We start from the raw sequence: 24,665 nt of genomic DNA, 5'->3' as shown, positions 1-24,665 counted from the left end.
TCAAGTAGCACAGCGTTCCTGGAGGAATATTGATGAATAGCTGGTTCGGTAATATCAGCGTGAACCTGAAACTGGGCCTGGGATTCGGCATGGTCCTGGCATTGACCTGCGTCCTCGCCTTGACCGGCTGGACGAGCCTGGGCGGGTTGATTGACCGCAGCAACTGGATGAGCGACATCACTCAGCTCAACGCCGGCTTGACCAAGTTGCGTGTGGTTCGCCTGCAATACATGCTGACCAACGGCGATGAAACCGCCGCACAAACTGTGCAGAACACTCTCGATGGCTTCGTCGCTCAACAACAAGCGTTGCTGTCGAGTTTCAAGAGCCCGGACAATCTCAAGCTGCTCAAAGACCAGAGCGCGACCATCAGCGCTTACCAGATATCCCTGAACAAAATGCGCAGCGCCTACCGCACCGGTAACAGCGCCCGCGATGCCATGGGCGCCAACGCTGAAACAGCCAGCCAGTTGATTGAAGCGATCAGCACTCGCGTGCAGCAAATGCCCCTGAGCGATCAACGCTTCGAACAATTCCAGGCCATCACTTCAGCCAGGGAAGCGTTCATCCTGGCTCGCTACGAAGTGCGTGGCTACACCGCCAACCCCAACGCCGAGACCGAGCAAAAAGCCGTTTCCCAGCTGGATGCGGCTATCGCCAGCCTGGAACAGCTCAACGTGCTTTTTGCACAGACTCAGCAAGAGGCTCTGCGTCAGCTGGAAACCGCGCTGAACCACTACCGCAGCGCCTTGCAAGCGTATAAAGCCACTAACACCGATGCGGTGCAGGCGCGCAAGGAAATGACCGAACAAGGTGCCACCATCGTGGCGCTGAGCGATCAGCTGTATCAGATCCAACTTGAACGTCGTGACGTCGAAAGCACCCAGGCCCGCACGCTGCAACTGATCAGCACGTTGCTGGCGTTGCTGGTGGGCGTCATTGCCGCCGTGATCATCACCCGTCAGATCACCGGCCCGTTGCGCGATACCTTGGCCGTGGTCGAGCGCATCGCCGGCGGCGATCTGTCTCAGGACGTCAAAGTGACTCGCCGCGACGAACTCGGCGTGTTACAGCAAGGCATTGCTCGCATGGGTGCGACCCTGCGCGATTTGATCAGCGGTATCCGCGACGGCGTCACCCAGATTGCCAGCGCCGCCGAAGAACTGTCAGCCGTGACCGAGCAAACCAGCGCCGGGGTCAACAGCCAGAAAATCGAGACCGATCAGGTGGCCACCGCCATGCACGAGATGACGGCCACCGTGCAGGAAGTCGCGCGCAACGCTGAAGAAGCCTCCCGGGCTGCGGCCGCCGCTGACGGCGAAGCACGCGAAGGCGATAAAGTGGTCAACGAAGCCATCGCCCAGATCGAGCGTCTGGCCAGCGAAGTGGCGCGCTCCACTGAAGCCATGAGCGTACTGCAGCAGGAAAGCGACAAGATCGGCAGCGTCATGGACGTGATCAAAGCCGTGGCCGAGCAGACCAACTTGCTGGCCCTCAACGCCGCCATCGAAGCGGCCCGTGCCGGTGAAGCCGGTCGTGGTTTTGCGGTGGTGGCCGACGAAGTTCGTGGCCTGGCCCAGCGCACGCAAAAATCCACCGAAGAAATCGAAGGCCTGGTGGCCGGCTTGCAGAACGGCACCCAGCAAGTGTCGGCGGTCATGAACAATAGCCGCGCCCTGACCGACAGCAGTGTGGTGCTGACGCGCAAGGCCGGCTCTTCCCTGGAAAACATCACTCGCACGGTGTCGAACATCCAGTCGATGAACCAGCAGATCGCTGCCGCCGCCGACCAACAAAACGCCGTAGCCGAAGAGATCAGCCGCAGCATCATCAACGTACGTGACGTGTCCGAACAAACCGCCGCCGCCAGCGACGAAACCGCTGCGTCCAGTGTTGAACTGGCGCGGTTGGGTAATCAGTTGCAGTTGATGGTGAGCCACTTCCGGGTTTGACGTACTCCACTAAAACTCAAGAACGGCTGAACGGCTGAACGGATCACTCAGTCGTGATGCTCGCTGGCGCGTTTAAGCAGTTTCTTGCAGCGTTCGGACAAATGCAGGACGCGTAGCTGCTTGCCCGCCCTGGCGTAGCGCTCGCGCAATGTCTTCAGCGCAGCGATGGCCGAGTAATCGACGAAGCTCAGGTGGCGACAATCAAGGGTCACCTGGGCCGGATCATTGGCAGGATCGAACTGGTTGAGGAATGGCGTAGTAGAGGCGAAAAACAGTGTGCCGTGCAGGCGGTAGAGTTTGCTGCCGTCGCTTTCCTGTTGGCTGTCGGCATACAGCTCGCGAGCTTGCTGCCAGGCAAAGTTGAGCGCTGCAATGATGACCCCGCACAACACGGCGATGGCCAGATCGGTGAACACCGTAATGACCGTCACCGCGATGATCACCAAGACATCGTTGAACGGCACCTTGTTCAGCACCCGCAGCGAAGCCCAGGCGAAGGTCTGCTGCGACACCACAAACATCACCCCGACCAGGGCGGCCAGCGGAATACGCTCGATCAATGGCGACAGAAACAGGATGAACAGCAGGATCATCATCCCGGCCACTGCACCGGAGAGTCGGCCGCGACCGCCGGAGCTGAGGTTGATCACGGTTTGCCCGATCATGGCGCAGCCGCCCATGCCGCCGAACACGCCAGACACAATATTGGCAGCACCCAATGCCACGCACTCGCGATCCGGGTAGCCACGGCTCTCGGTGACTTCATCGGTCAGGCTCAGGGTCAACAGGGTTTCCAGCAAACCGACCATCGCCATTAATATCGCGTAAGGGCCGACGATGCGCAGGGTGTCCAGGCTCCAGGGGATGTCTGGCAGCGCAAAAACCGGCAAACCACCGGCGATGTGCGCCATGTCGCCGAGGGTTCGGGTCGGCAGACCGAGCAGATACACCGCCAGCCCAATGCCCAAAATTGCCACCAGCGCCGGCGGCACGGCACGCGTCAGGCGCGGCATCAGGTAGACGATGGCCATCGTCAGCGCCACCAGCCCGATCATCAGGTACAGCGCCGAGCCACTCAACCACGCCTCACCACTTTTGAAGTGCTCGAGTTGGGACAGGGCGATGACGATCGCCAGACCGTTGACGAAGCCGAGCATCACCGGGTGCGGCACCATACGCACCAGTTTGCCCAGCCGCAGCAGACCGAACGCCAGCATGATCAACCCACCCAGCAGCACAGTCGCCAGCAAGTACTGCACGCCGTGCTGCACCACCAGCGCGACGATCACCACAGCCATCGATCCGGCGGCGCCAGACACCATCCCCGGCCGCCCGCCAAAAAGTGCAGTCAGGGTGCAGATGATGAAAGCGCCGTAAAGCCCCATCAATGGATTGAGGTGGGCCACCAGCGCGAAGGCAATGCATTCGGGCAGCAGGGCGAAAGAGGTCGTGAGCCCGGCCAGGACATCGGCGCGCAGACGTTTGGGTTTCATGGTTTACCTAAAAATACAGGCGGGGAAAGAGAGTGCGGATGTTACGGAATTGAGGACGGGCCGGCCAGTGAATGGACCGCCGGAAACGCAATCGCGAGCCTGCTCGCGATGAACAATGACGCATTGTCTTCGAATCAGCCTCTGAAATCCGCAATCGCATAAGCCGCCAATTTACCCTGGATGAAGTCCAGGAAGCACTGAATCCGTAGGGCAAGTTGCGAGTTGCGGTAGTACACCGCGTTGATCGGTTGGCGATATCCGCTGTTGAACTCCGCCAGCAGCACCTGCAAGCGACCGGCGTGGATGTCGTCGATGGTCATGAAGTGCGACAGGCAAGCGATGCCCTGCCCTGCCAGCGCCAGGTGCCTGATCGTTTCGCCGCCGGACGCACTGATCGACGCCTGAATCGGCCAGCGATCACCGTGGGCATAGCGCAGCGGCCACTGGTTGAGGCCTTCATTCAGGGTAAACCCCAACAGCGTGTGCTTGGCCAAATCCTCGACAGCACCGGGTATGCCGTGTTGTTCCAGATACGCCGGGCTGGCGACGATGTGCAGCGGGCTGCAACCCAGGGAGCGGGCGTGCAAGGTCGAGTCGGCCAGCGTGCCGATGCGGATGGCGATGTCAGTACTTTGTTCGAGCAGGTCGATGATCAGGTCATTGCTGTTGAGTTCAAGCTGGATGTCCGGGTAGAGACGGCGGAACTCTTCGATGTGCGGCACGATGGCATGCAGCATGAACGGCGAGGCGGCGTTGATTCGCAGACGCCCGGAGGGGGTTTGCTGGCGTGAGGACAGGCGCTCTTCGAGTTCGTCCATCTGATCGAGAATCAGCTTGGCGTGTTCGAAAAAGTACTTGCCCTCTTCGGTCAGGTCCATGCGCCGCGTGGTGCGGTTGATCAGCGTGGTGTCGAGCTTGGCCTCCAGCCGCGATAGCGTGCGGCTGACCGCCGACGGCGTTTGCCCGACCTGTTCGGCGGCAGCTGAAATCGACCCGCATTCAATTACGCAGACGAAAATCTGCAACTCATCGGATCTGGCTTTCACATGTGTCCTCGTTTGCTAATCGGCGTGGCACGAATCGCCAAGATCGCAGCCTGCGGCAGCTCCTGCAAGGATTGCGCGCCACCCCGAACCTTCGGGTGTACGCCATCTGTAGAGCTGCCGCAGGTTCGGGCCGCGTTCGGACGATCTTTCCCGCCGTTGCGACGGATACTAGCCGGAAAACTCAGGCCGGTAAGCCAAACACCTCGGTCAAATGCTGCTCATAACGCGCCACATCGGTTTCGATATTCGGGCGTTTCATCACATCGACGCACAAGAAGGTCGGCAAACCGATCATGCCGAGGAAGGTGTTGGCCTTGTGGAACGGGAAGTACACCGCGTCCACGCCCCTGGCTTCGAAGAAATCGGTCGGGTCGTCGAAAGCTTGCTGCGGCGCGTTCCAGGTCAGCGACAGCATGTATTTTTTACCGTGCAGCAAACCGCCGCTGCCGTACTTCTGCGACGCGTCGGAGCGTGTGCGGCCATCGCTGGCGTAGAGGCTGCCGTGGCCTTCGGTGAAGACTTCATCGACGTATTTTTTGACGGTCCACGGTGCGCCCATCCACCAGCCGGGCATCTGATAAATGATCACATCGGCCCAGAGAAATTTGGCGACTTCCTCCGCGACGTCATAGCCCTCATCGATAAATGTGGCTTTCACATCCACACCACCGCGATCCAGCACGCTCAGCGCCGCTTCGTGCAACGTCGTGTTGTAGCGACCATCGGAGTGGGCAAATTTTTTACCGCCATTGAGCAACAGGACTTTTTTCATGAAAGATCTCGCAAGGTTGAAATTCGATGGCGGCAGAGTAGCGAGTCGACTCGCGCGGAATAAGCGCTTAATCAGCAAAATTCATTTGACCAATACGCACGAATCGATAGGTGATTATTGCCATAAACTTGCGCCGATTCTGACTTTCAAGGACAACCTGATGAGCGAACTGCAAGGCTTCATCCTGCACGCCAAGACCCGCCCGGAAAAAGCCGAGGCCTTCGAAGCCTTCTTCCGTGCCTACGTCGAACCGAGTCGCGCCGAACCCGGTTGCATCGAGTACCACATGCTGCGAGACACACAGGACCCGACGCTGTTTATCTTCTACGAGATCTGGCAATCCCAGGCCCATCTGGATGTGCACTCCAATCTGCCGCACATGAAGCAGTTCCTCGACATGCGCATGGAATATCTGGAGCGGGATTTTGATATCCGCCCGATCGAAATGCTCAGCGCTTCGTCCGCTAGCTACTGATCAGCAAATGGCCGCCGAGCACGCCCAGGCCGATGAAGAACACACGTTTGAACGACACGGCGCTGATCCGCTGGCGCAGCCATTGCCCCAGCAGAATGCCGAGCACCGCCGGAATCAGCGCCAGCAGTGACGCGCTCAACTCGCCACCGCCGAGGGCGCCGCGCCATAACAGGCCGGCGGCCAACGCGAGGGTCGAGACGGTGAACGACAGGCCCAGCGCCTGCACCAGTTCATCCTTGCTCAAGCCCAACGCTTGCAGATAAGGCACTGCCGGAATCACGAAGACGCCGGTGGCCGAGGTGATGATGCCCGTCAGCACACCGCAGAGCGGACCGAGCCAACGCTCGGCGCGCCCGCCGATGTGGAGGATCGGCAGGAACAACCCGCTCAAGGCGTAAATCAACAACGCCGCCCCCAGCCCGCGCACGACCCAGTGCCCACCGGCCATGCCGATCCATAGAGTACCGGCACCCGTGCCGATGAAAATCGCCAACAGCATCGGCCACAACCGGTTCAGCAGCCCGCGCAAATGACCGCCGAATGCCAGTTGCCAGACATTGGTCAAGGTAGCGGGAATGATCAGCAACGCCGCAGCCTGCGATGGAGCCATAGCCAGACCGAGCAAGCCCATGGCAATGGTTGGTAGTCCGAGACCGATCACGCCTTTAATCATCCCGGCCAGCAGGAAGGTGGCGATAACCAATAAGGACAGGGCTAAACCCAGATTCTGGTAGAACGCGGCGAGTGTATTCATGGGGCTATGGTGAGCCCTGAAGGTTGCCTTGAAAATCTGCCATATACTGAGGCTGCCTCTTGATTTGGTAGAGGCTAGAATTTGATCGTTCCCACGCTCTGCGTGGGAACGATCTTCATCCCGAGGCTGTAACGATGCACTTCGACCTGACCGACCTGCGCCTTTACCTGAATATCCTCGACACCGGCAACATTACTGCCGGCGCCGCCCGCAGCCATTTGTCGCTGGCGGCGGCGAGCGCGCGAATCCGCGCCATGGAGGCCTCAATGGGCATCGAGTTCCTTGAGCGAGGTCGCCGCGGCGTCAGCCCTACCCCGGCCGGCAAGGCCTTGGCGCAGCACGCCCGAGTCCTGTTGCAACAGGCCGAGCGCATGCAGCAGGACCTGGCCGAATACGCCAAAGGGGTCAAAGGCCAGGTGCGGTTGTTGTGCAACACCACAGCGATCACCGAATACCTACCGGAGTTGCTGGCAGACTTTCTGCGTGACCATCCGAACCTCGACATCGACCTGCAAGAGCTGCCCAGCGCGCGCATCACCCATGCCTTGCGCCAAGGTGCGGCGGACCTGGGCATCGTGTCCGACGCCGTGGATATTGAAGGCCTTCAGACCCGCTATTTCCGTGACGACCCACTGGTGCTGATCCTGCCCCGCGATCATCCCTTGGCCGACACCGGACCGTTAAATTTCAGCGCCACCTTGCACCACGATTACGTCGGCCTGAACGCCAACAGCGCCTTGGCCGTGTACCTGGAAGAACAAGCCCTGCACAGCGGCTTACGGATGCAGATCCGCATCCGTGCCGATGGCTTCGATGGCGTGATGCGCATGGTCGCCCGAGGTGCCGGGCTGGCGATCGTGCCCTTGGCGGCGGTCGAACGTTGGTCGGCAGAAATACCGTTCAAAAGCATCACACTGAAAGAGCCGTGGGCCCGACGCAAACTGTTGCTTTGCGCCCGGGACTTCGCCGTGCTGCCCGGTTATGCCCAGGCCTTGCTGAACGTCTTGACTCTCCCCTGAGGGGCAGACTTTACCCTTGAGGTTTCATCTTCAGGGACCGTTACGATGAGCAAACGAATACTGGTGATTCTCGGTCATCCTTCGAGCAACAGTTTCTGCGGCGCACTTGCCGAACGCTACGCACAATCGGCGTTGCGGGCCGGGCATGAGGTGCGCCAACTGTGGCTGGGAAAAATGAACTTTGACCCAGTGCTGCGCGAAGGCTATCAGCACGTGCAGCCCCTGGAAGCCGACTTGCGACGCGCTCAGGCGGACATTCTGTGGGCCGAACACCTGACCCTGGTCTACCCGATCTGGTGGGGCGGCGTACCGGCCTTGCTCAAGGGTTTTCTTGATCGGGTGTTGCTTCCAGGCTTCGCCTTCAAGTATCGCGAAGGCAAAGCCTTCCCCGACAAATTGCTGCAGGGTCGCAGTGCGCATCTGCTTGTGACCATGGACACGCCCCCTTGGTACTACCGCTGGATCTACCGCATGCCCGGGTTGCATCAGATGCGCAAAACCACCCTGGCGTTTTGCGGCATCAAACCTCAGCGCACGCTCACCTTCGGGCCGGTTCTGGGGTCCAGCGTCGGTCAGCGCGAAACCTGGCTGCTGCAAGCCCAGGCTATCGCCAGCCGATGAGTCTGCCGATAATAGGGCTGGCTTACCCTCGGCAAAAAAGGACTTTTCATGTACATCGGCCAAGCCGCGCATCGCTCGGGCACAACGATCAAGAGTATTCGTCACTATGAGGCTATCGGTCTGTTGCCTACCGCCCGGCGCAGGGGCAACTACCGAGTCTATGACCAACACAGCGTCGACCTGCTGAACTTCATCAAGTGCGCCCAGCAATTGGGTTTCAAGCTCAAGGAATTGCAGGCGGCTTTCGCTTCCCAAAACGGCCAGCCGCCGTCATGGGTTCAGGCGCAACAGGCAATCACCAACAAGAAACAGGAAATCAACGACCAGATTGCGGCGCTGACACAGCGACACGCGCAATTGGTCGAGTTCGAAAGCAGCCTGCAGAACGCCTGGGAGGACTGCCTGTTAGAGGGACCTTGACCGCTCCCTGATGCACGCTCGTTGAGCAAAAAAAAAGGTTCTTCACGGAATCCCGGGAAACACAGAAACAAGAACGCCGATTTGATTGATGATGTTCGTGCGAGCAAACACATCTAACAAACCGGCGTTCTTATGCGCGATATTAATACTTTCCTTCCTTTTTGGGAGGGCTTTTCTGTTGTCACCATCAAGCCTGATGGCGATACCCTACAAATCGATCTAACCCCTCACGCCACCCGGTTCCCATCTTGTGGCGGGTGCCAAAAGCCCTGTTCAACCACTCATGAGTATTGCGAGCGAACCGTTCGTGATTTGCCCATCCTCGGCCGTGCGGTGCGTCTCAGCGTGTTGCTCAGACGTGTTGGCTGCCGTGATTGCGGCAAACGCATGGAAGCCGTCAGTTGGCTGGATCGCTATGCCCGCATGACGCGCCGCCTGTCTGAGGCCGTCATTCAAGCCTGCGAGCGTCTGCCCACGCTGCACGTGGCTCAGATGTTTGGGCTGCATTGGGACACCGTGCGGTTGCTGGAGCGTCGGGCCTTGCAAGCGGCGCTGAGTGTTTTGCCGAAGGCGCAGCCACGGCGCCTGGTGATGGACGAATTCGCCCTGTTCAAAGGTCATCGCTACGCCAGCGTTGTGCTGGATGCGGATACACGACGAGTGCTGTGGATCGGCGAAGGCCGCAGCCGAGCGGCGGTCAGGCCATTTTTCGAAGAGCTCGGACCGCAGGGTTGCGCTCGCATAGAAGCGGTGGCGATGGACATGAACACCGCGTTTGACCTGGAGGTTCGCCAGCAATGTCCGAACGCGCGAGTGATCTACGACCTCTTTCATGTGGTGGCCAAATATGGCCGAGAGGTCATTGATCGAGTCCGCGTCGACGAAGCTAATCGGCTACGTCACGACAAGCCTGCGCGCAAGGTCATCAAGCAAGCGCGATGGCTGCTTCTGCGTAATCCGCAGAACCTGAAAACGCCGGAGCAACAGGTCCGTTTGGAGGATCTGCTGGCGGCCAACCAAGCGTTGATGACGGTCTACTTGATGAAGGCTGAACTCAAAACGCTTTGGACGCCGAGCACCGCTTGGGGCTGGCGATCAGCCTGGAAGCAATGGCTGCGCCATGCTCAAGAAAGTGAAATACCGGCTCTGATCCAGTTTGCAAAGCGACTAAAGGGTTACTGGCGGGGCATCGTCAGCCGGGTTCGCTGGCCGATGCACACGGGTCAGCTGGAAGGCATAAACAATCGAATAAAGGTCATTAAGCGGATGGCGTACGGTTACCGGGACAGCGAATTCTTTTTCATGAAGATCAAGAGCGTCTTTCCCGGTAATCCGTGAAGAACCAAAAAAAAGCCCAAGGAGTCGAGCTTCATGACCACTTTGGTTGCAGTGAAGGGCTGGCCCTTCACTTGCGGCGTAGCGTTACAACCTCAACTCAAACGCCGGCATCTTCGTTTACTTCATGCTTGCTGATCACTTTGACGGTCTGTTCATCGAACTTGACCGCGGCCAGCAGTGAATCGAGCAGCCCCGGAAAACGCTGATCCATGTCTTCACGGCGTAAAGACAACAGGTTTTCACGACCGTACGGCCGTTGCCAAATCAGACCGCTGTCACGCAGGACCCGCCAGTGATGCGTCATCGTCGATTTCGACGCCCCCTTGAGAATCCGCCCGCACGGGTGTTCCTGACCATCGGCCAACACCTTCAATACGGTCAGACGCAACGGGCTACCCAGCGCGGACAGAACATTCTCTAATAAGATCTGGTCCTGATTAGGGTGATTTGCAACGTTCATAGGTAGGTACCTTTGATGATATCGACAGCAGGTGTCTGACTAGGATTCGTCTATACGAGAACTGTAAGACTATACACAAAAAGTACACCCCCACGATAACCACCCCGAGCACTACATGCCTCCCTGCGATCCCCCGTTCGCTCTTACTGCATCTCTCGCTCCTGGAAGCCGCCGCCCAAGGCCGCCATCAACGAAATCGAGCTGTCGATGTGCTTGCTGCTGAGGAAGGCCAGGCGCATCTCGTCCTGAATCAATTGTTGCTCAATGTTCAACGCATCCAGGAACGTATCTTCACCGGCCTTGTACCGGGACTGAGAAAGATCGTAGGACGACTGGGCGATGGCGCAGGCATCGCGCTGCACTACAATCTGCTGTTCGAAGGAGCGTAGTTGCGTGACCGAAATCGCCACTTCATGCAGCGCCGAGGTCAGCACTTTGTTGTAGTGAGCAATCGAAATATCCAGTTCGGCATTGCCGGCCTTGAGGTCGGAGCGCAAGCGCCCGGCATCGAAAATCGGCAGGGAAACGGCCGGTGCGATGTTCCAGAATTTGCTGACGCTGGCCAGCAACGCATCCCCGGACAAGGCGTGAGTCCCCGCCGAGGCCACCAGGTTGATGTTGGGGTAAAACGTGGTCTTGAGCGCATCGATATTCTTGCTCTCGGCCTCGACCCGCCAGCGCGCCGCCACGATGTCTGGCCGACGCCCGACCAGTTGCGCCGGCAACTGAGCAGGCAGCGCCACCACACTGGCTTGCAGACTAGAAGGACGGTCGATGCTTTGCGCGCGATCCACGCCCTTGCCGACCAGGGCCGACAATTGCAACCGGGCGATTTCGATGTCATCCAGTGCGCCGATCAAGGTTGATTCCGAGCGCGCCTTGAGGCTTTTCACCTGCTTCAACTGCGACAGGTTATCCAGCCCCGAGGCATAGCGTGAGTCCGACAGTTCCACCAGTTTGCTCAACCGCGCTAGGTCCCGGCGATTGAGTTCCGACACCTGCCAGGCGTACGCCAGTTGGTTGTAGGCCTTGATCACATTGACCGTCAGAATCAGCCTCGACGATTGCAGGTCGACTTCGGCCGCCATGGCGCTGTTGAGTGCCGACTCCCAGGCCGCGCGCTGTCCACCCCATAGATCAAAGGTGTAGTTGAAATTAACGGCCAGCGATCGGGCGGTAACATAGTTCCGGCCCTCTCCGCTGTAGTCCTCGTACCGTGACAGTCGGGCACGGGTGACGCCGGCTGAAGCATTGACTTCGGGGTAGAGCTCGGCCTCGCGCAAATCCAGAAACGCGTTGGCCTTGGCGACCCGTGCCGACACTTCCTGCAGGTCCGGGTTGCTGGCATAGGCCTCTTCGATCAAGGCCCCCAATCGCGGGTCACCCAACGAAGTCCACCAGTCGGCACGAGGCCAATTGGCGGGCGGCAGTGTGTCTTGCAGCGTTTTGGAGTGCAGATCGTCAACCGACAACAAGGTGCCCTGATGATCGATCCCGGCATAGTTCACACAGCCTGCCGCCATCAGGATGGAAACAGCCAGTGGCGCCAGCATGAAGCGTGTAATCCGATACATACAACATCCTCACATGATGGGTTGCGGCGCACTGACCAGCGTGGCTTCAGGTGCGCGGGTGGGCTGTTTGATCGAACTCAGCAGGGTGTAGACCGAGGGCAGGATAAACAGCGTGAACAGCGTGCCGATCAGCATGCCCACTACAATCACCAGGCCCAGCCCGAAGCGGCTGTTGGCGCCGGCACCGCTGGCGAACAATAAGGGCGCAAGCCCCACCACCATTGCTGCGGTAGTCATGAGAATCGGCCGCAGGCGAACCTGCGCGGCATGTTGAATCGCCTGAACCCGATCCATGCCCTGCTTGCGCTGCAATTCATTGGCGAACGCGACCATCAGAATGCCGTGCTTACTGATCAACCCGATCAAAGTAATGAGGCCGATTTGCGTGTAAATGTTCAGCGACGTCATCCCAAGCGCCAGCGGTACCAGCGCCCCGCAAATCGACAGCGGTACGCTGATCAGAATGATGAACGGATCGCGGAAGCTCTCGTATTGCACGCTAAGCACCAGGTAAATGATCACCAGCGCCAGACCGAAGGTTAATACCAGGCTGTTGCCCTCTTGCACGTACTGCCGGGCATCGGACTGCCAGTCGAAACTGAAGCCGGCCGGGAACCCTTCCGATTGCTTTTGCAAGAAGCCCACGGCATCACCCAGGGTCACGCCCGGTGCCGGAATGGCCTGGAACGTGGCGGAGTTCTGCTGGTTGAATTGGGTCAAACGGTTGGGCTCGACTTTCATGCTGAGCGTGGCCAGTGTCGATAACGGCACCGGATTGCCCTTCTGGTCTTTCACGTAATACAACTTGAGGGTTTCCGGGGTGAGCCGGTCCGAGGAAATCGACTGCGGAATCACGTCGTAGGAGCGCCCGTGAAAGGAGAACCGATTGACGTATTTCTCGCCGATCAGGCTGTTTAGGGTCTCACCGATATCCTGCATGCGAATGCCCAGGGCGTTGGCCTTGGCGCGATCAATCTGGATTTCCACCACCGGGTTGTTGAAGTCCAGGTCGCTGTCGACCACGGCAAACAAACCACTGGCCTGAGCCGCCTGCTTGAGCTGATCCATCACGTTGAACAACGCCAGGTAATCCTGATCGCTGCGAATGACCATTTGCACCGGTAACCCACCGGTGGAACCCGGCAAGGGCGGCATCTGGAACACAAAGATGCTGGTGCCTTCGATCTCGTTGACCCGTGCCTGCAAATCGGGCTGGATCGTGTTGGCGTCGCGACCGCGCTTGTCCCAGTCCACCAGGTTGATCCCGCCGACGCTGTTGGACAGTCCATCGGAACCGTTGGCCACCCAGTTGCTGTAGCCCTCGGGAATCTGGTTGAACGTCTCGTAGAGCTTGTGGGCGTACGCTTCAAGGTAATCGAGGTTGGCATGCTGCGGCGCCTTGATGGCCGTCAGCAGAATGTTCTGATCTTCCAGCGGCGCCAGTTCGGTTTGCGCCGAGCGGTATAGAAACGGCAGGCTGAAAAAGATCACCAGGGCCACGCCGAGACTGATCCAGCGACGCGCAAGCGAGCCGCCCAGCAACGCGCCATAGCGACTGGCCAAAGACTGGAAGAAGCGGTCGGCCTTGACGGCCATGAAGCCTTCGCTGCTTTTGGCATCCAGCAGACGGGTACTCATGATCGGCGACAACGTCAACGCAACGATGCCGGAGATAACCACAGCCCCTGCCAGGGTCAGCGCGAACTCCTTGAACAGCGTGCCGGTCAGCCCGCCCATCAAACCGATAGGCGCGTACACCGCCGCCAGGGTGAACGTCATCGCGACCACTGGCCCAGCCACTTCCCGGGCACCGATCAACGCGGCATCGAATGGGGATTTGCCTTCCTCGATGTGGCGGTGCACGTTCTCCACCACCACGATCGCATCGTCCACCACCAGGCCGATGGCCAGAACCATCGCCAGCAACGTCAGCAGGTTCAGACTGAAGCCGAACATCTGCATCAACATCGCGGCGCCGAGCATCGACAGCGGAATGGTCACTAACGGAATCAGCACGGTGCGGAACGTACCCAGGCACAGGTAAATCACCAGGACCACAATCACCAAAGCTTCCAGCAGCGTGTAAGACACTTCATCAATCGAGGATTGAATGAAGTGCGCCACTTCGAACGGAATTTGTACCGTCACACCCGGCGGCAAGGTTTCCTGGATCTGCGGCAACAGTTCCCGTACGCGTTTGACGATCACCAGCGGGTTGCCGGTCGGTGCGGCGTCCAGGCCGAGGAACAACGCCGGCACATCACTCATCGAACCACTGGTATCGGTTGAAGCGGCATTGAGCTCGACAGTCCCGACATCCCGCACGCGGATGATGCGGCCGTTGTCGTTGCGCAGCACCATGTCGCGGAAATCTTCGACACTGTTCAGGTCGGTGTTGACCCGCAGGTTGCTGACCACATACAAGCCCTTGACCTGCCCCGGGGCGGCCTGGAAGTTGTTGCCTTCGATCGCCTTCGACACGTCCTGGCCGGTCAATCCGTAGCCCGCCAGGCGTTGCGGATCCAGCCAAAGCCTCATGGAAAGTTTCTGCTCGCCCATGATGTTGATTTTGGCCACGCCTTCGATGCCGGCGAACATCGGTTCGACGACGCGGGAAATGTAATCGGACATCTCTGGAATGGTCAGGTTGGAACTGGCGAACGCCACGTAGGCCACACTGGTAAAACCACCCGAGGTGCGTTCCACTACTGGGTCATAGGCATCCTTGGGCAAACGGTATTTGATCTGATTGACCTTGGCCATGACCTCGGTCAGCGCAGAGATGGAATCACTGTTGAGTGCCATCCGGATCGTCACCTGGCTACGGCCCTGGGTCGACGCCGAAGACAGGTAATCGATGCCCTCCACCGAGGCCACTGCTTGGCTGATCGGTTGCGTTACAAAGCCCTGCATCAACTCCGACGAAGCGCCTGGGTATTGGGTAGTGACCGTGATGGTCGAGGTTTCCAGCATCGGATACTGACGAATCGGCAGGTTCAGCAACGCACGCACGCCGAACAGCAGGATCAGCGTACTGACCACCACTGCAAGCACGGGGCGGCGGAGAAAGATGTCGGTGAATTTCATTTTTCCAACCCAGTGGTGAGGTTAAGGCCAACCGTGTCCGGCACCCCTTCCACAGCCACTCCGTCATGGAGTTTCAACTGCCCGGAAGTCACCACCTGCACGCCCTCGTTCAAACCTTTGTCGACAACCGCCCAGCCATCGCGGCGCTCACCGACCTTGATGCTCTCGCGCTTGACCTTCTGCACCCCCAAGTCATCGGTGTACACGGAGAAAACGCTTTCGCCGTAGGCGTTGTAGGTGATGGCCGTTTCCGGAATCACCAGCTCGGTAGTCTGCGGCAACGTAACCGAGACTCGGGCATACATACCTGGGCGCAGCAGTTTTTTCGTGTCAGTGATCACGGCCTGGACGTTGATGGTGTGGGACTGATTGATCTGTGGATCGACCGCCACGATCTGTCCCTGAAACTTCATATCCGCCCAGGCATCGACTTTCGCCTGCACGGTCTGGCCGAGCTGTACGCGGGAGCCATCGCGCTCGGCCAGGGTAAAGTTGACCCGCAGCACACCGGGGTCGGTCAGGGTCGCGACAGCGCCACCGGCCTCCAGGTACTGACCCAGATGCGCCTGACGAATCCCGAGGGTGCCCGCGAACGGCGCACGGATATGACGCTGGGCGATCTGCGCCTGCATGCGCTCCATGTCGCCTTTCGCCGCGTCATATTGGGCACGGGCATTGTCGAAGGCCCGACGGCTTTCGGCACCGGTTTTCGCCAGTTCCTGCACCCGGGCAAATTGCGCCTTGGCCGATTCGAACTCGCCCCTCAGGCGAACCAGTTCACCTTGCTCCGGCGCGTCGTTGAGCGTGAGCAGATCCTGCCCCGCCGTCACTTGATCACCGGACTCAAAGTTGATGTCCACGACCTTGCCGCTGACTTCGGCCGACACCAGCACCTGGCGCTGAGCCTCAAGCTTGCCGATCGCTTCCAGGTAATAGGTGTAGGGCTGCTTCTTGACCTGCGCCAAACCGACCTTGGTATTGGGTATCCGTTGTTCGGCCGAAACCGGCGCAGGCCACCAGAAACGCCAACCGAAGGCACTGCCAATAACAATGACCAGCAGAACAAACACCCGTGATTTAACTTTATTTCGAGCAAGCATGTGGCACTCCCTTGACTCTAACTGCGAGCGCAAAAGTTCAATAATTAATAAAAGAGGCGGCACAAACCCGACGCGCTATTAATCCCTGTGATTAATCACTCATAACACGCCGAATTTATTTATAACTATTTACGCTGTCGTTAGCGCATTGGACTTATCCAGATAAAACTTGCCAATCATCTGGTCGCCGCAATCCCTATGCCCGATGATTAACGGGTTCAGCGCACGCGTTTTCTCAAGCCATTCATTGAACTCAGCGGGAGGATTGTTCCGTTGCATAAGACTTTTCATAACGACTCCTGGTTATTACTTAATGATCAGCAGGCGAAGAGGTAGTTTTATATTTTTTTAATAAAAGCCATCGCGCAAGACACGTTACGACTTCTGAATTTTCCAGTATTAGTGTGAGCCGGCGCGTCGTGCATCACTTCCAACAGCGATGCCCCCTTAACGGGTTCAGCACCATGGGCACGCCTATCGTGCCCAAACCAATAAATCCCAGCTCCATGCCCTGCTCCCATCCTTGTCAGCTGTGCGAAATGTCCGTTGGACGCCGACCCAGAATTGCGATTGTACGTGTACAGGCGTACATTTCAAGTGCCTCGTTTATTTAACCTCGAGGCACCGGCTTCAAACACACCTACACGCAAGGCAAGGAGGCTTTATGCAATTCGGGATCTACACCGTTGGCGACGTCACACAAGACCCGACCAACGCCAGTACCCCAAGTGAATCTCAGCGCATACTGGCCACCCTGCAAATCGCGCAAAAAGCCGAAGACATCGGCCTGGATGTGTTCGCCACAGGCGAACACCACAATCCGCCATTCATCACGTCCTCCCCCACCACGTTACTGGCGTACATCGCGGCAAAGACCCAGCGCATTATTTTGTCGACGTCCACCACCCTCATTACCACCAATGACCCGGTGCGATTGGCCGAGGAATACTCGTTGCTGCAACACCTTGCAGGCGGCCGCATGGACCTGATGCTTGGCCGGGGAAATACCGCACCGGTCTATCCCTGGTTTGGCAAGAGCATCGTCGATGGCCTGCCGCTGGCAATGGAAAACTATCGATTACTGCACAGGCTCTGGCGCGAAGAAGACATCAACTGGAGTGGTCGCTTTCGCACCGCCTTGAAGAACTTCACCTCCATCCCAAGACCGCTGGACGACGTGCCGCCCTTCGTCTGGCATGGCTCGATTCGTACCCCGGAAATCGCCGAACAAGCGGCGTATTACGGCGATGGTTTTTTTGCCAGCCACATCCTCTGGCCCCGTGAGCATTTCATCGCGCTGGTGGACTTTTACCGTGAACGGTTTGCGCACTACGGGCACGGCACGTCGGAACAGGCCATCGTCGGCCTGGGTGGGCATATTTTCATGCGCCGCAACTCTCAGGACGCGCGACGGGAATTCCGCCCTTACTTCGACAACGCCCCGGTCTACGGTCATGGCCCTTCCCTTGAAGAGTTCATGGCGATGACCCCGTTGTCCGTGGGTAGCCCTCAGGAAATCATCGACAAGACCCTGACGTTCCGCGAGCACTTCGGCGACTACCAGCGACAGCTTTTTCTCTTCGACCATGGCGGTATTCCTTTAAAAACCGTACTGGAACAACTCGACATGTTCGGCAAGGAAGTACTGCCGGTATTGCGCGAAGAGACCCGCAAGCGTCGTTCCCCGTTAGCCGCCGAGCCACCAACCCACGCCAGTCGCCTGGCACGTTTGCGTTCGATGCAAACGCCGCCGCTTGAACCGCGACCGGGCTTCAAGACTACGCAACATGACAGCGTCACCGGACGATAAACCGCTGCGTCAATGGCCCACGATTGACCTGTGGGCCATTGAATGGAGTCAGGCCGCGCCTTTAAGCGGTTGCCGTGCATCCAGGCAGAGGCTCTTGCCATTCAGCGTTTACAGGTAACTGGATGTCGACCCCAGACATCCGGGTGCCCCCTCCCGACGATAGGCTGGTCATTCAATCCTGCCACTAGCCTGGAGCTGACATGCCCGCACCGATTACCGTCCTACGCGATACCCATCCGCTGCCCGTGCTCGATGCCTGCAAATGGGAAAAGCTGGAAGGCGACCCGCACACCGTCAACCTCAACGCGTACACCAGCGAAGATGGCAGCAAGATCATGGGCACCTGGATCTGCACGCCGGGCAAGTGGTATGTGGAATACGTGAAGTGGGAATACTGCCATTTCCAGGAAGGCTACTGCATCATCACCCCGGAAGGCATGGCGCCGACTCACCTGCGCGCCGGTGACATTTTCGTCATCGAACCAGGCATGAAAGGCACGTGGGAAGTGGTTGAGACCGTGCGTAAGTATTTCGTGTTTGCCTGATGCAAAAAACCGAGAGACCACCCGACGTGGTCTCTCGGAAAAAAAACTGATTGGAATGCGCATCCCTTGTGGCGAGGGAGCTTGCTCCCGCTGGTTCGCGAAGCGAACCCAACAAGCTGATGCGGTGTTTCAGATACACCGCATGCTCAGGACTTACGACTGCTTCGCCCGAGCGCGGACCGGCCGGACGGGAGCAAGCTCCCTCGCCACAAAAGCCCCTCACCACAGTCCCGGGACGCCCCGTTATTGAGGCTTGCGATAGCTGTTGATAATCGCCGAGAAGTCCTTACCACCCTCCCCACGCTGACTCATCGCCTGATACAACTGTTGCGCCACCGCGCCGAGCACCACCGGTTGGTGCGCCTGACGTGCCGCCTCAGTGGCCAGCCCCAGATCCTTGAGCATCAGTTCGGCACCGAAACCGCCGGTATACCCGCGCGAGGCCGGCGCCGTTTCGACGATGCCCGGCCACGGGTTGTACATCTCCGAACTCCAGCAACGCCCGGTGGAACTGTTGATGATCCCCGCCAGCACCGTCGTGTCGATCCCCAGCGCATCGCCCAAGGCCATGGCCTCGCTGACGCCGACCATGGAAATTGCCAGCAGCAGGTTATTGCAGATTTTGGCGATTTGCCCGGTGCCGACTTCGCCACAGTGGACGATGTTACGGCCCATCTGCGCCAGCACCGGTTGCAGGGTCGCGAACAATTCAGGCGTGGCGCCGACCATGAAAGTCAGCGTCCCGGCCGCTGCACCGCCAGTACCGCCGGAGACCGGTGCATCGGCCATCGCCACGCCTTGTTTGGCAGCCGCTGCGGCAACGTCGCGCGCCGTCTGCGGATCGATGGTGCTGCAATCCACTGCGGGCACGCCCTTGGCGATCCCGGCCAGCACGCCGTCTTCGCCCAGCCAGACGCTGCGCACATGCACAGCGGCGGGCAGCATGGTGATCACCAGCTCTGCATCTTGAGCCGCTTCACGTGCCGAAGCGCTGATGCTGCCGCCCAGTTGCTCGAGCTCTGCCAGCACAGCTTTGTTCAGGTCGACCAGGCGCAGTGAATGGCCGGCCTTGATCAGGTTGCGCGCCATCGGCGCGCCCATGTTGCCGAGACCGATAAAAGCGATTTTCATGTCCGGCTCCTTAACGCAAGTGGATGGTGGTGTTCACACCGTCGTTGACGCTGTCGTCGTCGAACCAGCGCGCAGTGACGGTCTTGGTTTGAGTGTAGAACTGCACCACTTGCTTGCCATACGGACCGAGGTCGCCGAGCTTCGAACCACGGGAACCGGTGAAGCTGAAGAACGGCACCGGCACCGGAATCGGGATGTTGATGCCGACCTGGCCAACGTCGATTTCCGTCTGGAATTTACGCGCCGCCGCACCGCTCTGGGTGAACAACCCCGTGCCGTTGCCAAATGGGTTGGCGTTGACCAGAGCGATGGCCTCATCGAGGGTATTAACTTCCAGCACCACCAGCACCGGGCCAAAGATTTCCTGGGTGTAGATCTGCATCTCGGGCGTCACGCCAGAGAACAGGGTCGGGCCGACGAAGTTGCCCTGCTCGTAGCCCGGAACGCTGATGTCGCGACCGTCCAGTTCCAGCTTGGCGCCTTCCTTGATGCCGCTTTCGATCAGATCAAGAATCCGCGCCTTGGCTCGTTTGGAAATCACCGGGCCAACATCAGTGCCCGGCTCGCTGCCGGCATTGACCTTTAGTTTCTGCGCCAGCGCTTTCAGGTCTGGCAGCCATTGCTTGGCCGCGCCCACCAGCACCACCACCGAGGTGGCCATGCAACGTTGTCCCGCCGCACCGAAACCGGCGCCGACCAGGGCATTGAGGGCTTGCTCGCGGTTGGCATCGGGCAGCACAACAGCGTGGTTCTTGGCGCCCATCATCGATTGCACGCGCTTGCCGTGTTTACCAGCCAGGTCGTAGACGTGAGTACCGACCGCGGTCGAACCGACGAACGAAACAGCCTTGATATCCTTGTGGGTGCAAAGCGCATCCACCACATCCTTGCCGCCATGAACGACGTTGAGCACACCCGGCGGAATGCCGGCTTCGATGGCCAGTTCCACCAACAGCATGGTCGACATCGGATCCTGCTCGGATGGCTTGAGCACGAAGGTGTTGCCGCAGGCGATGGCCATCGGGAACATCCACAGCGGAATCATCGCCGGGAAGTTGAACGGGGTAATGCCGGCGCAAACGCCGATCGGCTGGCGCAGGGTGTAGGTGTCGACACCGCCAGCGACGTTCTCGGCGAACTCGCCCATTTGCAGGCTGCCAATGGAGCAGGCGTGTTCGACCACTTCCAGGCCACGGAAGATATCGCCTTCAGCGTCGGCAATGGTTTTGCCCTGCTCGTTGCTGAGTACCACGGCAATACGCTTGGAATGTTCGCGAATCAGCGCCTGAAGCTTGAGCATGATGCGCATCCGCGCGCCGATCGGCGTCAACTTCCAAGTCTGGAAGGCGCGATGGGCGGCGCTGATGGCAGCATCGACTTCGGCGGCTGTGGCGAAGGGGACTTTGGCCAACACTTGCTGGGTCGCCGGGTTGACGATGTCGTGCCATTCGGTGGTCTGGGATTCGACCCACTCGCCATCGATCAACAACTTGACCTTTTGCACGGTGGTTTCTAGCGATGCGTTCATATTGGTCTCCGGACGTTGTTCTTATTTAGAGAGCTATCTTTGGAGCCAAGGCGAGAAAGTCGCCTTGAGATGAGGCGTGTGTCGCGAATTGGTTGTCGGACTGTTTTTGGAGTATAGATGTGCAAACTTCTAATAAGAACGCACATAAAATCCGGTCCATCATGCAAAAAAACATCACATCTTTAGGCTCGTTGAACTGGGATGACCTCAAGTTTTTCCTCGAGGTGGCCCGCACCCGCAAGGCCAGCACCGCGGCCAAGCGCCTGGCGGTGGACTACACCACCGTGTCGCGACGCATCAGTTCGCTGGAAGCTTCGTTGGGCACGTTGCTGTTCGAAAAGTCCCGGACCAGCGGTTTCGTCCTGACTGCCGAAGGCCAGCGGCTGCTGGGTTATGCCGAGTCGATCGAAAGCACTCTGCACATGGCCTGCGAGCAGGTTTCGGGCTCCGGCGTGGCGTTGTCCGGGCATGTGCGCATGGGCTGCACTGAAGGGTTCGGCAGCTTTTTCATTACTCCGCAGCTGAGCCATTTTGTCGACGCCTACCCGGCGATCTCGGTGGACATCCTGCCGCTGCCGCACTTCATCAGCCTGTCCAAGCGCGAGGCAGACATCGTCATCGCGCTGGAGCGGCCGGAACACGGCCCGTATGTCTGCTGCAAACTCTGCGATTACAAATTGCAGCTGTACGCGACCCAGGATTATCTGAACAAGCACCCACCGATCCGCCGCCCGGCAGACTTGGGCAAGCATCAATTCATCAGTTATGTAGACGATCTGGCGTTCAGCTCGGAGCTGCTGTACCTGGCAAATGTGTTGCCCGGTGCCAGTGCCAATCTGCGCAGCACCAGCGTAATCGCGCAGTTCGTGGCGGCGCAGCAGGGACGGTCATTGGCGATTCTGCCGTGCTTCCTGGCAGCTCAGGACCCGCGATTGCTGCCGGTGTTGCCGCAAGAGATCACCATTACCCGGCAGTTCTGGATGTACTGCCGGGAGGACCTGCGCAAGCTCAAGCGGATCACGTTGTTGTGGGATTACATCCGTAGCGTCACCGAGCAGAATCAAGGGCTGTTGATGGGGGAAAGTCGGGAGATGTTGTTCGCCGATTAATCCGCGCTCACCACGATCGACACCCGACGGTTCTCGGTGCGTCCAACCACGGTGTCGTTGGAGGCGACGGGCTTACTGCTGCCCAGACCGCGCAGTTGGATGTTTTGTTCTTTTATGCCGACTGTGGCCAAAACCTTGCCGACGCTTTTTGCGCGACGTAGGGAAAGCTGTTCGTTATAGGACTCTTGGCCCGAAGCATCGGTATGGCCATCGACCCTCACCCGCTCGATTTCCACACTCAATAACGCCTTGCCAATGCGTTCGACGATCTCTGTACTGGCAGGATTGAGATGCTCGATATCACTGCTGAACAGCACTTTGTCCGACAGACCATAGGCCCAACCATCATCAGTCATTTCGAAACCTTGCTGCTTGAGTACGGCGATCTGCGCCGGGGTCAGACCTTTTTGCGGTGCCGTCTGGCAACCGGTCAATGCCAGCAAGACCAGGAAGAGGGTCATTGTGAAACGTCGTAGCGAATGCTGATTGAAGGTGAACACAGAAATTAGCTCCTGGTTTGAACATGGGCGACAGGGAGCTCCGCCCCTGCCGTTTGCTGCGCGCCTCGGGAAAGGCGTTTGGCCTGGTACATCGCGGCGTCAGCAGCATGGAGCAACTCACCCGGTGTGACCCCATGATCGGGGTACACGGCGATGCCAATACTGAGTGAAGTCAACACCTGGATACTGCCCGGCAAGGGGATTGGCGCTTCCATGCTGGCAATGATTTGGTTGGCAATCCGTTCGGCGTCTTCGGTCTTGTGCATTGGTGTCAGCAGGACGGCAAACTCGTCGCCGCCCAGACGCGCAACCAGATCCTCTTCACGCAGCAGGGCACGAACCCGGGTTGCCACGGCGATCAGCACCGCATCGCCGGCGGCGTGGCCGAAGTTATCGTTGATCTCCTTGAACCGGTCACTGTCGAGAAACAGCACGGCCACTCGCTCATCCAATTTGCTGGCATTGCGCAAGGCACGCATCAGGCGACCTTCGAAAAATGCTCGATTCGGCAGTCCGGTAAGGCTGTCATGGCTGGCTTGGTGGGCCAGGGTTTCGTTTTCGTTTTGCAGGTGCGTCTGCCAGGATTCGAGTTCATCGAGCAAGGCATTGAAGTCGTTGCCCAGATTGTCGAGTTCGGCAATCTCGGCGGGCGGCACGCGCTGGTCGAAGGCTCGCTCGCTGCGGGCGGCGTGAGCCACGGCAGCCAAGCTACGCAAAGGCCCGGTGATCCCCCGCAATTGCCGACGCGCCAGATAGACCGCAACCCAGGCACTTACGGCGGTACACAAGACAATCCCCACCAGACCGCTGAGCAAAAAACTCATCAGGCTGCCCCCGTGCCCGACCAGCAGGATACTGCCGATTTCCTGACCTTGATGGACGATCGGCATGCTAATGGGTTTTTCCAGAATCCCTCGGGCGATCTGCATTTCAAGATCGGAGAGCAGCCCCGTTTCCGCTCGTTGCCAATGTGCAAGTAACTCGCCTTGCTCGTCCATCACCTGTGCGTCGGCCACTTCTTCGGTGGACGCGATCAACGCCAGCGCCTCAGTGGCGGCGACCTTATCGTTGAACACCACCGCAGCTTCCACGGTGTAATTGATCGAACGGGCGATCAGATGCAGGTTGTGATCGGCATAAACCCGCAAGGCCAGAACACCCAGCAGGGTCAACGAAACACTGGCCATGGCCACGCCCACCACGGCGACGATCAAATGCCCACGGCCGATAACCGACCCCAAGGTCGGACGTATACGATATTTGAATAGACTCATGGTGCCGCCGGTTTGCGGCGCGACAGTTGCAGAACACTGGGATGAATGCGCACACCGCTGCGGGCGACCGAGTCGAGGTTGACCTCGAAGGACACTTGCTCATCGCCGACCCGCAAACAGAACAGACTGCCGACGGTGCACTGATCGCCGCCTTCGCTGATGCTCACCACTGGGCGTCCTGTCAGCGAGGCGAATAATCGACTACGTTCGTCGCTGGTCAGCTTGCCGATGTACACCGCGTCGCACTCACCGGCAATCGCCGGGTTGTCGGCCAAAAGCCGTCGCACGGTGACAGGCCGACCAGTGGCCTGGGTGGCGCCCTTGACCAGGTCGTCGGTGTACTCGGTAGGGCCGACCACACACAGACGCAACTGTTGAGGCTCAACAGGCCACCGGGCATAACTGAGGATCCCGAGCACCACCTGAGTGACCGATCTGGCACGCTGGTCGGCCTTGCTCAGGGCGGTTTCCGGCTGAGCGAAGGCAACTCCCGTCAACAAACAGAGAAGGCCGGCAAGCAGCACTTGCTTGCAGCCAACAACGCGCTCCGTCGCCCAGACAGCCACCTTCATGCAGGGATTCTCTTCGATCGCAACGAAATGATGCCGCAACGATAGCACAGCACCGAAACACCAGCGAGGCCACGCACCACGGCAC

Annotated in this window: 23 protein-coding genes and 1 pseudogene; 10 read left to right on the top strand and 14 right to left on the bottom strand. The window is 59.0% G+C overall.

Going from position 1 to position 24,665, the window contains the following annotated elements:
• Positions 1–32 precede the first annotated feature (32 nt).
• Together LOY56_RS26950 and LOY56_RS26945 are read left to right on the top strand one after the other, a co-directional pair.
• Positions 33–1,097: pseudogene (locus tag LOY56_RS26950) on the top strand (methyl-accepting chemotaxis protein); the annotation flags it as partial.
• Complete coding sequence (locus LOY56_RS26945; protein ID WP_408980372.1) at positions 1,089–1,952, top strand: methyl-accepting chemotaxis protein; 864 nt, start codon at positions 1,089–1,091, stop codon at positions 1,950–1,952. The pseudogene LOY56_RS26950 and the gene LOY56_RS26945, both read left to right, overlap by 9 nt.
• 47 nt (positions 1,953–1,999) lie before the next feature.
• Here LOY56_RS26945 and LOY56_RS03385 read toward each other — a convergent pair whose 3' ends face one another.
• From LOY56_RS03385 to LOY56_RS03375, 3 genes are all read right to left on the bottom strand, one after another.
• Positions 2,000–3,445 (bottom strand): SulP family inorganic anion transporter, encoded by a 1,446-nt coding sequence (locus LOY56_RS03385; protein WP_258619904.1) that lies wholly within the window; start codon positions 3,443–3,445, stop codon positions 2,000–2,002.
• Positions 3,446–3,579: 134 nt separating this feature from the next.
• The gene (locus LOY56_RS03380; protein ID WP_258619903.1) at positions 3,580–4,491 is read right to left on the bottom strand and encodes a LysR family transcriptional regulator; all 912 of its coding nucleotides are present in this window, start codon (positions 4,489–4,491) and stop codon (positions 3,580–3,582) included.
• Positions 4,492–4,672: 181 nt separating this feature from the next.
• Complete coding sequence (locus tag LOY56_RS03375; protein WP_258619902.1) at positions 4,673–5,263, bottom strand: NAD(P)H-dependent oxidoreductase; 591 nt, start codon at positions 5,261–5,263, stop codon at positions 4,673–4,675.
• A 160-nt stretch (positions 5,264–5,423) separates the two neighbouring features.
• Between LOY56_RS03375 and LOY56_RS03370 the strand changes: the two genes are divergently transcribed.
• Complete coding sequence (locus LOY56_RS03370; protein WP_258619901.1) at positions 5,424–5,738, top strand: putative quinol monooxygenase; 315 nt, start codon at positions 5,424–5,426, stop codon at positions 5,736–5,738.
• Here LOY56_RS03370 and LOY56_RS03365 read toward each other — a convergent pair.
• Complete coding sequence (locus LOY56_RS03365; RefSeq protein WP_258619899.1) at positions 5,728–6,492, bottom strand: sulfite exporter TauE/SafE family protein; 765 nt, start codon at positions 6,490–6,492, stop codon at positions 5,728–5,730. The two genes, LOY56_RS03370 and LOY56_RS03365, sit on opposite strands and share 11 nt — an antisense overlap.
• A gap of 134 nt (positions 6,493–6,626) precedes the next feature.
• Here LOY56_RS03365 and LOY56_RS03360 point away from each other — a divergent pair, with 134 nt between their 5' ends.
• From LOY56_RS03360 to LOY56_RS03345, 4 genes are all read left to right on the top strand, one after another.
• Positions 6,627–7,511 carry a LysR substrate-binding domain-containing protein gene (locus LOY56_RS03360; protein ID WP_258619898.1) on the top strand — a complete coding sequence of 295 codons (885 nt, stop codon included), beginning with the start codon at positions 6,627–6,629 and terminating at the stop codon, positions 7,509–7,511.
• A gap of 45 nt (positions 7,512–7,556) precedes the next feature.
• Positions 7,557–8,132 (top strand): NAD(P)H-dependent oxidoreductase, encoded by a 576-nt coding sequence (locus LOY56_RS03355; RefSeq protein WP_258619897.1) that lies wholly within the window; start codon positions 7,557–7,559, stop codon positions 8,130–8,132.
• A gap of 48 nt (positions 8,133–8,180) precedes the next feature.
• Positions 8,181–8,552: a MerR family transcriptional regulator gene (locus tag LOY56_RS03350; protein WP_258619896.1), complete on the top strand. Its 372-nt coding sequence runs from the start codon at positions 8,181–8,183 to the stop codon at positions 8,550–8,552.
• A gap of 132 nt (positions 8,553–8,684) precedes the next feature.
• Entirely contained in the window at positions 8,685–9,890 is a 1,206-nt protein-coding gene (locus LOY56_RS03345; RefSeq protein ID WP_258614918.1) for an ISL3 family transposase, read from the top strand.
• A 97-nt stretch (positions 9,891–9,987) separates the two neighbouring features.
• Here the strand turns inward: LOY56_RS03345 and LOY56_RS03340 are convergent, their stop codons facing one another.
• The 5 genes from LOY56_RS03340 to LOY56_RS03320 form a co-directional block, all read right to left on the bottom strand.
• Entirely contained in the window at positions 9,988–10,350 is a 363-nt protein-coding gene (locus LOY56_RS03340; protein ID WP_258619893.1) for a helix-turn-helix transcriptional regulator, read from the bottom strand.
• Between the two features lie 143 nt (positions 10,351–10,493).
• On the bottom strand, positions 10,494–11,924 hold the full coding sequence (locus tag LOY56_RS03335; protein WP_258619891.1) for an efflux transporter outer membrane subunit: 1,431 nt from the start codon (positions 11,922–11,924) through the stop codon (positions 10,494–10,496).
• A 9-nt stretch (positions 11,925–11,933) separates the two neighbouring features.
• Positions 11,934–15,011: a MexW/MexI family multidrug efflux RND transporter permease subunit gene (locus LOY56_RS03330; RefSeq protein WP_258619889.1), complete on the bottom strand. Its 3,078-nt coding sequence runs from the start codon at positions 15,009–15,011 to the stop codon at positions 11,934–11,936.
• Positions 15,008–16,111, bottom strand: coding sequence for an efflux RND transporter periplasmic adaptor subunit (locus LOY56_RS03325; RefSeq protein WP_258619887.1), 1,104 nt, complete (start codon positions 16,109–16,111; stop codon positions 15,008–15,010). Before LOY56_RS03325 ends, LOY56_RS03330 begins: the two co-directional genes overlap by 4 nt.
• A gap of 129 nt (positions 16,112–16,240) precedes the next feature.
• Positions 16,241–16,402, bottom strand: coding sequence for a hypothetical protein (locus LOY56_RS03320; protein ID WP_258619885.1), 162 nt, complete (start codon positions 16,400–16,402; stop codon positions 16,241–16,243).
• Positions 16,403–16,775: 373 nt separating this feature from the next.
• Between LOY56_RS03320 and LOY56_RS03315 the strand changes: the two genes are divergently transcribed.
• Entirely contained in the window at positions 16,776–17,921 is a 1,146-nt protein-coding gene (locus LOY56_RS03315) for a CE1758 family FMN-dependent luciferase-like monooxygenase (RefSeq protein WP_258619883.1), read from the top strand.
• 200 nt (positions 17,922–18,121) lie between these two features.
• Positions 18,122–18,466, top strand: a complete 345-nt coding sequence (locus LOY56_RS03310) for a cupin domain-containing protein (protein WP_258619882.1) — start codon at positions 18,122–18,124, stop codon at positions 18,464–18,466.
• A gap of 243 nt (positions 18,467–18,709) precedes the next feature.
• Here the strand turns inward: LOY56_RS03310 and mmsB are convergent, their stop codons facing one another.
• Together mmsB and LOY56_RS03300 are read right to left on the bottom strand one after the other, a co-directional pair.
• Positions 18,710–19,597, bottom strand: a complete 888-nt coding sequence (gene mmsB / locus LOY56_RS03305) for a 3-hydroxyisobutyrate dehydrogenase (protein ID WP_030128141.1) — start codon at positions 19,595–19,597, stop codon at positions 18,710–18,712.
• Positions 19,598–19,607: 10 nt separating this feature from the next.
• Complete coding sequence (locus LOY56_RS03300; RefSeq protein WP_258619879.1) at positions 19,608–21,125, bottom strand: CoA-acylating methylmalonate-semialdehyde dehydrogenase; 1,518 nt, start codon at positions 21,123–21,125, stop codon at positions 19,608–19,610.
• A gap of 161 nt (positions 21,126–21,286) precedes the next feature.
• Here LOY56_RS03300 and LOY56_RS03295 point away from each other — a divergent pair, with 161 nt between their 5' ends.
• The gene (locus LOY56_RS03295; protein ID WP_258619878.1) at positions 21,287–22,234 is read left to right on the top strand and encodes a LysR family transcriptional regulator; all 948 of its coding nucleotides are present in this window, start codon (positions 21,287–21,289) and stop codon (positions 22,232–22,234) included.
• Here LOY56_RS03295 and LOY56_RS03290 read toward each other — a convergent pair.
• From LOY56_RS03290 to LOY56_RS03280, 3 genes are read right to left on the bottom strand one after another with little or no spacing between them, the layout of a single operon-like run.
• The gene (locus LOY56_RS03290) at positions 22,231–22,695 is read right to left on the bottom strand and encodes an OmpA family protein (RefSeq protein WP_258622561.1); all 465 of its coding nucleotides are present in this window, start codon (positions 22,693–22,695) and stop codon (positions 22,231–22,233) included. The two genes, LOY56_RS03295 and LOY56_RS03290, sit on opposite strands and share 4 nt — an antisense overlap.
• A 44-nt stretch (positions 22,696–22,739) precedes the next feature.
• Positions 22,740–24,008 carry a diguanylate cyclase domain-containing protein gene (locus LOY56_RS03285; protein WP_258619875.1) on the bottom strand — a complete coding sequence of 423 codons (1,269 nt, stop codon included), beginning with the start codon at positions 24,006–24,008 and terminating at the stop codon, positions 22,740–22,742.
• Positions 24,005–24,580 carry a YfiR family protein gene (locus tag LOY56_RS03280; RefSeq protein ID WP_258619873.1) on the bottom strand — a complete coding sequence of 192 codons (576 nt, stop codon included), beginning with the start codon at positions 24,578–24,580 and terminating at the stop codon, positions 24,005–24,007. The genes LOY56_RS03285 and LOY56_RS03280 overlap by 4 nt, the downstream gene beginning before the upstream one ends.
• Positions 24,581–24,665: the final 85 nt, after the last annotated feature.

It is taken from the genome of Pseudomonas sp. B21-048 (genome assembly GCF_024748615.1).
Classification (GTDB): Bacteria; Pseudomonadota; Gammaproteobacteria; order Pseudomonadales; family Pseudomonadaceae; genus Aquipseudomonas.
The sequence above is the reverse complement of the archived record's forward strand: the minus strand, read 5'-3'. Positions and strand labels throughout refer to the sequence as shown.